The organism is Candidatus Cryosericum odellii, from assembly GCF_003570935.1.
In the GTDB taxonomy this organism is placed as follows: Bacteria; Caldisericota; Caldisericia; order Cryosericales; family Cryosericaceae; genus Cryosericum; species Cryosericum odellii.
In genome coordinates, this window is the sequence record NZ_QXIU01000068.1 from 1 (window position 1) to 8,336 (window position 8,336).

Genomic DNA, 8,336 nt, shown 5'->3' on the forward strand with positions numbered 1-8,336 from the left:
ATCAATGCAGACTACGTTCTCGACATGGCGATCGCCGCTGTGATTGGCGGCATTCTGGGGGCTCGCATCGGCTGGATCATGACGTCTGGAAATGTCCTGTGGTATCTCGCTCATCCCCTCCGCATCCTTGCGATCTGGGAAGGAGGCCTCTCCTATTTTGGCGGTATTATTGGCGGCGTCATCGCTGCCGGCTTCTTGATGCGCCGCCGCCGACTGCCGTTCTGGCACATGGCCGACATTGCGGCGCCCTTTCTCGCTCTCTCATTCGGCATTGGAAAGATCGGCTGCTGGCTCAATGGCGACTCGAACGGAACACCTACGACGTCGCGGCTTGGCGTCATCTTTACCAACCCCTTGTCCGAGTCCACCCTGCTCAATCAGAAAGTCTGGCCGGCTCAGCTGTTCAACTCTGCTTCTGGCTTTCTCGTGTTTGCCATTCTGTTCTGGGTCGTCCGAAAGCGCAAACGCTATGATGGCCAGGTCTTCATCTGGTATCTGTACCTCTACGGTATCACCAGTTTCATCGTGGAGTTCTTTCGCGACATCCCCGTCCACGTGCTCAGTCTGACTCCGAACCAGTGGACAGACATCACGATTGTCCTCGTGGGAGTCATCGCCTCAGTGATCCTCAAGCGCCACCCTCCGGTCCATTCCATACCCCTTGAAGAGCCGGCAACGCCTGACGTCGCAGCACGGCATGCATCTACTTGACAATACGAGAAAGTGCAAGAAGCAAACAAGACGCAGGGGACGCACACCATTACGGTCTGCTCCTTGTTCTATGTTGGCCGTCCATGTCCGGGCTGCATATACCTGTTGCCGTTTGGGCTACTTGCCTGGTTTGACACTCCTGCGCCCTCTACTATCATAAATAGAGGAAGTCAGACATGGCTGGAAGGTAAGGTGGCCGATGAATCGTTGCCTGGGCGGGCTGTTCACGGCGATGGCAGTTGTCAGTGTATGGGAGGTGGCGTATGGCGTTCGACAGGTCGATGTTTCGCATGTACGATATCAGGGGTGAGGTCGGTAAGGAACTGACGCCTGAAGTAGCCCGGCGTATCGGCCAGGCGTACGTTCATCTTGTGCGACAACGGACCGGCGCAACCTCGCTTACCTTCGCCGTCGGCCGCGACGTGCGTCCTAGCAGCGAGGACCTTGCTGATGCGCTCATCGATGGTATGACGAGCCAGGGCGGCGACGTCGTCGACATCGGTATCGTCCCCACGCCTGCCCTCTACTATGCCCTTTTCTCCCTGCACGTGGACGGCGGGATGATGATCACCGGCAGTCACAATCCCCCGCAATACAACGGGTTCAAGGTCGCCATCGGCCAGGAGACGCTCTACGGCGACGACATCCAGCGCATCGCGGACCTGGCTGAGATCTGCTATCCCATCGCGTCTCATGTGGGTTCGGTGTCTCACCTCGACCTCCTGTCCAAGTACCGTGACGAGCTGGTGGATCAGTTTGGCCATGGACCTCTGGGCGCAGCGGGCAAGCCGCGGCTCAAGGTCGTCATCGACTGCGCCAACGGCTGTGCAGGACTGGTCGTCCCTGCCCTGATGAAGAAGCTGCACATCGACGCGGTGTTCATGTATCCTGAACCGGATGGTACCTTCCCCAATCATCACCCCGACCCCGCTCGTCTGGATACGCTGGAGGGATTGCGCAAGCGCGTGCTTGCCGAACGCGCGGACTTCGGCCTCGCCTATGATGGCGACGTCGACCGCATCGGCGCCGTCGACGAGAACGGCGATGTCGTCTGGGGTGACAAGCTGACCTACATCTATGCCGCTGATATCATCGCGCACTGGAAGGGCCCGGGCAAGGCCAAGGTCATCGGGGAGGTCAAGTGCTCCAAGACCCTCTTCGACGGTGTGGAGAAGCTGGGTGGCATGGCCATCATGTCGCCGACGGGGCACTCGCTCATCAAGAAGAAGATGCGCGAGGAGAAGGCCCAGCTGGCGGGCGAGATGAGCGGCCACATGTTCTTCGCCGACCGCTACTATGGGTACGACGATGCCATCTATGCTACGCTACGCCTGCTGGAGATCGTGTCGAACGGCCTCAGGGCCGACCCGAAATTCGTGTTCTCCGACCTGCTGAGGGCACTGCCGCCCATGGTGGCTTCCCCCGAGATCCGCAGACCGTGTCGCGAGGAGGACAAGGATCACCTCGTGCATGGGTTCGTCGACGCGTTCCGCCGGAAGTTCCCGCAGATGGCGCACAGCATCGTCAAGGTGGTCACCATCGATGGTGCCCGTGTCGAGTGGGCGGACGGCTGGGGGCTGGTACGCTCCAGCAACACCGAGCCCCTGCTTGTCCTGCGCTTTGAAGCGAAGACGCAGGAGCGGGTCGACCAGCTGAAGAAGGCATTCGACGAGACGCTGGCATCGCTGGCTACGCCATGACCAAGCGTACACAGGGCATGATGGAGAACATGGGAGTCCGCAAAGCGGTTATCCCGGTAGCCGGCATGGGGACACGTCTCCTGCCGTTGACCAAGTCGCAGCCCAAGGAGATGCTGCCGGTTGTCGACAAGCCGGCCATCCAGTATGTGGTGGAGGAGGCCATCGATGCCGGCATCCAGAGCGTCCTGATGGTGACGGGACGCGGCAAGCGTGCCATCGAGGACTACTTTGACCACTCCATCGAGCTGGAGCACGAGCTCGAGTCCCATGGCAAGCTCGACGACTTGCACGCGGTCCAACGCATCTCCAACATGATCCAGGTCTACTATGTCCGTCAGAAGTTGCCGCGCGGCTTGGGAGACGCGGTCCTGCAGGCACGCGCCTTCATCGACGGCGATCCGTTCGCGGTCCTCCTCGCGGACGACATCATCGACGGCCCGACGCCCTGCCTCGTGCAGATGCAGCAGGTGGCCCGCCGGTATCCGGGGATGGTCGTAGCTGTGATGGAGGTCCCGCGCGAGCAGACGTCCAGCTACGGCATCATCGAGGGGACCGCCGTCGTGCCAGGTGTCTGGGAAGTGACGGGGCTGGTCGAGAAGCCCGAGCCCGCCGATGCTCCCAGCAACCTCGCCATCGTCGGCCGCTACATCCTGACGCCCGGCATCTTCGACGCTATCGAGCAGACGGAACCAGGCAAGAACGGTGAAGTCCAGCTGACCGATGCTCTCCAGGCCATGCTCCCCTTCAAAAAGGTCTACGCATGCGAGTTCAAGGGGACCCGGTACGACATCGGGGACCAGATGGGCCTGCTGAAGGCCAACGTGGCACTTGCGCTCAAGCGTCCCGAGCTGGCAGGCGACCTGCGGCAGTTCCTGAGTGAGACCCTTGAGACTATCTTTGATTAGTTGGGGTCAGCTGGTAAATCCTACCCGGGTGGTACATTGAGACCATGACCGTCCTGGTGGTGGGTGCCGGCGGGCGCCTGGGCAGGGAGTTCATGGACCGGCTCTCCTTGCTGGATGATCTGACCGGTCTGACGCATGTGCAGTGCGATATCACCGATAGCCTGGCCGTCGAGCGTACGGTGTTGGAACTCCAGCCGACCGTGGTCATCAACTGTGCCGCCCAGCCCAGCGTGGACGTATGCGAGAAGGACCATGACCAGGCGTACCGCATCAATGTCCTCGGTGCGCGCAACGTGGCGCACGCTGCATACAAGGTGGCGGCGAAGGTCGTGCACTTCAGCACCGACTACGTCTTCGACGGCACTGCGGACCATGTCTATACGGAATGGGACACCCCCAACCCCATCAACTGGTACGGACGCACCAAGCTCATGAGCGAAGAGGCTGTCCGGTATGCAAATCCCGATAGCCTGGTCCTGCGTATCGCCTACGTCTACGGCGCACACGGCGACAACCCCGTGACGGCGGTCGTCCGGGCTGCACAATCGGGCACACCCTTCACCCTCCCCGACGACCAGATCATGAGCCCCACCAGTGCGACCGAGATTGTCCAGCAGACGATGCTCCTCATCCAGCGCGGCGCCGTCGGGACCTACCACGTCACCGGAAAGGGCCAGACCTCACGGTACGAGTTTGCCCAGTCGGTGGCGACGATCCTCGGTCTGGACGCTCCAATAGTCCCAGCTCATGCTGCGGACATCCCCGGCCGCGTACCCCGCCCCCTGCGGACACCACTCGCGCACGAGCATCTGCGCCTGGAGGATCAGGACATGATGAGCGAGTGGGACCAAGCGCTGTACGAGTTCCTGGTCGACCACAAGCGCGTGCTGCTGCATGGAGAAGAGGTATCGTGAAAGGCATTGTCCTGGCAGGAGGCACCGGCCTTCCGACCTTGACGCAATACCTGAAGGAGTGTGGATGATGAAGCTTCTTGTTGTCGGCGCTGATGGTCAGCTTGGCAGTGACGTCGTCCGCCTCCTGTCTCCCACCGTGGACGTGACCGCCAGTGTCATGGACGAGCTGGACATCACGGGCCGGGCCGGTGTCAAACAGGCCATCGAATCTGCCCGTCCCGACGTTGTGGTCAACTGTGCAGCCTATACCGCGGTGGACCGGGCTGAGACCGAGCAGGATGCGGCGTACCGCGTCAACGTCCTGGGTGCCCGCAACGTGGCCCAGGCGGCACAGCGTGTCGGTGCCCGTGTCGTCTACTTCTCCACCGATTATGTCTTCGACGGCACGGGGGCGGAGCCCTACGACGAGGAGGCCCCCACGGGCCCTCTCTCCATCTACGGCAGGACCAAACTGCAGGGCGAGCAGGCGACCCGTGAGGCCAACCCGGATCATCTCATCCTGCGCCTTGCCTGGCTGTACGGCAGCACCGGGCACAACTTCGTCCGCACCATCCTGCGGCTTTCCCATGAGAAGGACGAACTGCGCATCGTGGATGACCAGGTCGGCAGTCCCACCTTCACCGAGGACGTCGTCCATCAGCTCTGGACAGCCATCGAGGACGGCTGTTCCGGGACGTACCACTGCGTGAACGCGGGGCAGGCCAGCTGGCATGCCTTCGCCACCCGCATCGTGCACCGCCTGGGCCTGAATGTTCCCGTCATCGCCATTCACACGGTGGATTACCCTGCACCTGCGCGCCGGCCCGTCTACTCGGTCCTGGCCAACCGCAAGTTCGAGCTTGAACAGCTGGGCGGCATGCGTCCCTGGGAAGACGCCCTCGACGACTGCCTCCTGCGGTACCACGAGGTATTGCTCCGTAGCTGAAAACACCCTCGCCTATTGAACAGCGTATCCCAAAGCGTCCACGGTTGTGCGGTTGCACTCCCGGCTCCCTCGTGCTATCGTACTACAGTTCCAGATCCGGAGGCGTGACCATGGCAGATGAGCACCAGCAGCAGGTAACAGTAGGGGGTACCATGTCGCGTGGCCATCGGCTGCTGCGCAGGCAGTCGGTCGCGCAGGCGGCGGTGTTCCTGAGCATTGTCACGCTGCTCAGCAAGTTCATCGGCTTCGCGCGCGACGCCATCGTGGCGCACAACTGGGGGGCGACTGGCATCACGGATGCCTTCCTCATCGGCATGATGGTCCCCAGCGTTCTGCTGGGTATCGTGTCGACAGGTCTCAGCACACTCATCGTGCCGTGGTACATCGCCCACCGCAAGAACGACCCGGCGCGTGCGCGCGAGCTGGTCAACCAGGTGACCTTCGTGTGGGGGATGGCCTTCCTCGCCATGTCGGTACTCGTCCTGATATGGGCCCCCCAGCTGGTTCATCTGTTCGCGCCCAGTTTCACGGGCTCCCGATACGACCTGGCGGTCAAGGTGACGCGCTTGCTGGTCCCGATGGGTTTCTTCAATGTGATGACTGGGTTGGTGACGGGGTTGTCGCAGGCTGAGGGCCAGTTCCTGATCCCTCTGCTGTCCAACATCGCCGGCAACGTGCTGCTGGTAGGGTGTCTGCTCTTCTTCTCGTCGCCGCTGGGCATCCAGAGCTACTCGCTGGGCCTGACCGTCATGTCGGTCGTCGGCTTCGCGCCCATCCTGTGGTTCCTCCTGAGCCGCCGGGGTTTCTTTCGCCACCTGGACATGCGCCACGTGGACTGGCGTGCCATCGGGGCTTTTGCCGCCCTGCTCGTACCGCTTGTGATCTCAGGCGGCGGCGGGTCGCTGAACACGATCGTGGACCGCTGGTTCGCTTCACACCTTGTGCAGGGGAGCGTCTCGGCCCTCGACTACTCGAACCGGCTGTGGAACCTGCCCCTGGCACTGGCAGCGACACCAATCGTCACGGCCGTCTTCCCATGGTTCTCTTCCATGGCGGTCGACGGAACGTTGCGTACGACCTATGAGGACCGCATCAAGAAGACAGTAGCACTTATGATCTACATCATGGCCCCCTGCATTGCCGGGCTGGTCGTCCTGGCTCAACCCATCGTGCGCCTCCTGTTCCAGCGAGGAGCCTTCGACGCAGCGGCCACGCACCTCACGGCAACATGCGTCCAGATGTACTGCCTTGGCCTGCTCGGGCTGGCGCTGTTTCCTGTCTTGCACCGCGTGTTCTACTCATTCAAGGACACGCGGACGCCGCTGATCGTCGGTGTCGCGATGATCGCCATCAATGCGTTCACGGACTGGCTGTTCGGCAGGTGGTTCGGGGCTCCGGGCATCGCCCTCTCGACGACTGCCGCCGTGACCGTGGGCACGATCATGGACGCCTTGCTGGTTCGCAGGTTCTTCCGCGGCGAGGTACGGACGACACCGCACTACCCGCTGGTGTCCCAGACCTTCAAGACAGTCGTCGCAGTGATCCCGGTCGTCGGCGTCGCCCTGCTGACCAGGTCATGGATCGGTGTGCCACAGGGCTTCACCGGCGTCGCCTTGCGGCTGGTCCTCGTGTGCGGGGCTGCTGCCGTCTGCTACATGGTCTGCAGTGCCGTCTTGCGCATCGACGGCTGGAGACTCCTGCTCGGTCGCATCAGACACCGTCTCCCAGTGGGGTCTCCTTTGGGGTCAGCTGGTAATTAGCCGAGGGTGGTACATTCTTTGTGATACGCTGCTCAATGCCCCAGAGTGGTACATTGGGCTGTCGGCGCTGCAACTCTCTCGGACAGTCAACAATGTGCCGGACGCAGGTCCGGCTTACCACTCGTGACCCGAATGAGCAGCTGACCCTAAAGGGAACTTGAGCACTCGGCCCACGGTGACGTGCGATGTGCCGAGGGCAGCAGCGATGGCGCGCTGGCTATAACCGGCCGCGATGGCCTCGCGGAACTGCAGGCGCAAGACGGCAGCATCGTCCGCTCCGTGGCACGGCCACGCGCACCCGTCAAGGATTTCGGACAGCGAGCGCACTGGTATCAGCACAGGTTGCTGTGGCGCAACAGCTTGCGTCGGGACGGCTGACTCGACCATCTGGCGACCCGGCGCCTTTCTGGCGGGATGCAGGTAGTCACAGGGATCGTCAAAGCCCGCCATGACCCACGAGCGGTACCTCTCGGGGTCCCCGTCTGCCGCGGCGACCCGTATCCATGCCGCGTCACAGCCGCTGATGCCTGGAGCCAGCAGAGCGGACGCGCGGTAACTGCTCCACTTCCACTCGGCGGGGTCCTGAACCAGGCCGGCACGCAGTGGGTTGCGCACGATATAGCGACACGCACCGAAGAGGTGCTGCTCGGTGAGGATCGGCAGGGCCTTGTACCGTCCCTGAAAAACGTGCCCGACGCGCTGGTAACGAGTGTTGTATCGCTGCGTGTAGGCACCGTCGATGCGGCGCATGCCTTCGGCAAGGCCGGCGATGGGCGTCTCGACTTCGAGATGATAGTGATTGTCCATCAGGCAGTAGGCGAGCAGGTGCCAGTGGTGCAGATCGGCAGCTTCGTTGATGAGCTGCAGCAGACTGACCCGGTCTGCGTCACTCTCGAAGATGCGCTCCTTGCGGTCACCCCGGACCGTGACGTGGTACAAGTTTCCAGGCGATTCGAGTCGCAACGGTCGTGCCATGATGTCCTCCCTTACTGGCGTCAACGCCACTGATTTTCGAACTGCTTCAATGTACCACCCTCGGCTAATTACCAGCTGACCCCAAAGATAGTCCTCCACTGCGACGAACGAGGTATGCGTACTGTCGATTACCGATCGTGCGAATCAGCACACTCATGTCGGCGCTCCTTGGCGGACGGCCTTATGGTCATCCTATTACTAGTTTACACTACATTCGAGTGTAAGCGACACCCGCCAATTCTCGCCACCTTCCGTCATTCCCCCCCCGAATATTTCTTTTCAATACGAGGGGTGCTTTCGGCGTAGGCGGGAATCCATTCCTTGTCCTACCCTCGGCTAATGAGCAGCGTATTCCAAAGATGCTGGTCAGTGCGCGCCGCTGAACGGGGAACAGAGTTATGTCCGCAAAAGTGTTGGTTTCTCCACTTTTTGGTCCGCAAAAGTGT

At 61.7% G+C, this 8,336-nt stretch carries 7 protein-coding genes; 6 read left to right on the forward strand and 1 reads right to left on the reverse strand.

The window, feature by feature from the left end:
- From lgt to murJ, 6 genes are all read left to right on the forward strand, one after another.
- The coding region (lgt, locus tag SMC5_RS02555; protein WP_165848937.1) for a prolipoprotein diacylglyceryl transferase at positions 1–711 on the forward strand (711 nt) is incomplete at its 5' end.
- A gap of 263 nt (positions 712–974) precedes the next feature.
- On the forward strand, positions 975–2,411 hold the full coding sequence (locus tag SMC5_RS02560) for a phosphomannomutase/phosphoglucomutase (protein ID WP_119119460.1): 1,437 nt from the start codon (positions 975–977) through the stop codon (positions 2,409–2,411).
- Between the two features lie 29 nt (positions 2,412–2,440).
- Positions 2,441–3,316: a UTP--glucose-1-phosphate uridylyltransferase GalU gene (gene galU, locus SMC5_RS02565; protein ID WP_119119499.1), complete on the forward strand. Its 876-nt coding sequence runs from the start codon at positions 2,441–2,443 to the stop codon at positions 3,314–3,316.
- 44 nt (positions 3,317–3,360) lie between these two features.
- Positions 3,361–4,230: a dTDP-4-dehydrorhamnose reductase gene (gene rfbD, locus SMC5_RS02570; protein ID WP_119119461.1), complete on the forward strand. Its 870-nt coding sequence runs from the start codon at positions 3,361–3,363 to the stop codon at positions 4,228–4,230.
- A gap of 64 nt (positions 4,231–4,294) precedes the next feature.
- Positions 4,295–5,155: a dTDP-4-dehydrorhamnose reductase gene (rfbD, locus tag SMC5_RS02575; RefSeq protein WP_165848938.1), complete on the forward strand. Its 861-nt coding sequence runs from the start codon at positions 4,295–4,297 to the stop codon at positions 5,153–5,155.
- A gap of 110 nt (positions 5,156–5,265) precedes the next feature.
- Entirely contained in the window at positions 5,266–6,915 is a 1,650-nt protein-coding gene (gene murJ / locus SMC5_RS02580) for a murein biosynthesis integral membrane protein MurJ (RefSeq protein WP_119119463.1), read from the forward strand.
- 114 nt (positions 6,916–7,029) lie between these two features.
- Here the strand turns inward: murJ and SMC5_RS02585 are convergent, their stop codons facing one another.
- Positions 7,030–7,890 carry a transposase gene (locus tag SMC5_RS02585; protein ID WP_119119464.1) on the reverse strand — a complete coding sequence of 287 codons (861 nt, stop codon included), beginning with the start codon at positions 7,888–7,890 and terminating at the stop codon, positions 7,030–7,032.
- Between the last annotated feature and the right edge of the window lie 446 nt (positions 7,891–8,336).

Coding starts and splice junctions, on each gene's coding strand:
- SMC5_RS02560 (WP_119119460.1), top strand. CDS start 975: ATGGCGTTCGACAGGTCGATGTTTCGCATGTACGATATCAGGGGTGAG.
- murJ (WP_119119463.1), top strand. CDS start 5,266: ATGGCAGATGAGCACCAGCAGCAGGTAACAGTAGGGGGTACCATGTCG.
- SMC5_RS02585 (WP_119119464.1), bottom strand. CDS start 7,890: ATGGCACGACCGTTGCGACTCGAATCGCCTGGAAACTTGTACCACGTC.
- rfbD (WP_165848938.1), top strand. CDS start 4,295: ATGATGAAGCTTCTTGTTGTCGGCGCTGATGGTCAGCTTGGCAGTGAC.
- galU (WP_119119499.1), top strand. CDS start 2,441: ATGGGAGTCCGCAAAGCGGTTATCCCGGTAGCCGGCATGGGGACACGT.
- rfbD (WP_119119461.1), top strand. CDS start 3,361: ATGACCGTCCTGGTGGTGGGTGCCGGCGGGCGCCTGGGCAGGGAGTTC.